The 709-nt window shown below is 37.5% G+C and carries 1 protein-coding gene; it reads right to left on the reverse strand.

Annotation, left to right across the window (positions count from 1 at the left end; genetic code table 11):
- Positions 1-92 precede the first annotated feature (92 nt).
- The gene (locus HMPREF2811_RS04600; RefSeq protein ID WP_071408297.1) at positions 93-578 is read right to left on the reverse strand and encodes a polysaccharide deacetylase family protein; all 486 of its coding nucleotides are present in this window, start codon (positions 576-578) and stop codon (positions 93-95) included.
- Positions 579-709: the final 131 nt, after the last annotated feature.

Genomic DNA, 709 nt, shown 5'->3' on the forward strand with positions numbered 1-709 from the left:
TAGCGATAGCTTGGTGATAATAAATATAGAAAAAAGAGTAGGCATAAGAAGTGAAAATCAGTTGATTTTCAACTTCTGGCCTACTCTTTTTTTTAGGAATCAAGACGGTCAAAATGATAACCTGCTCGTTGCCCGTATTTGATAAAGTCATCTAGTATTTCGATGTTAGTGGTACTATTGGGGTTGAGTTGAATGATGGCTCCATTACTTAATTGTTCACCTAAAATCTTCAGTCTTTTTTGAGATGAGGGTTCATTTGGTGGGCTCCAGGCCATATGGGAAAGACTCCAAAACACCGTATAATAACCCATTTTTTGATGGATAGCGAGTGATTGTTCGGTAAATACTCCAAATGCTGGGCGAATATAGGGGTCTAGGGGACGTTTCGTTAAAGACTCGTAGTCGCTAGTGATTTGTTGAATGAGCGTTTGATAGTTTTCGATGGAAGATTCGTTAATGATCCGCGTATTCGGTGAGAAACGAGACAAAATGGCTCCCACCAGGTGACCGTCTTCACTAACCTTTTTAACTTGCTCAGGATAATTTTTTAGAAAATAATTGGTAATGAAGAAATTCAATTTAATACCTCGTGTGTCGCTAAATCAAGGATTTGAGTCAAGTTTGGTTCGGTATCTTCGTTAAGTTCAAAAGTTAAATAAATCGAATCATGGTCATGACTTGACCAAAGGCCATTATATTTTTGTAGTAA

Origin of the sequence: Globicatella sp. HMSC072A10 (genome assembly GCF_001811625.1) — a bacterium.
Classification (GTDB): Bacteria; Bacillota; Bacilli; order Lactobacillales; family Aerococcaceae; genus Globicatella; species Globicatella sanguinis.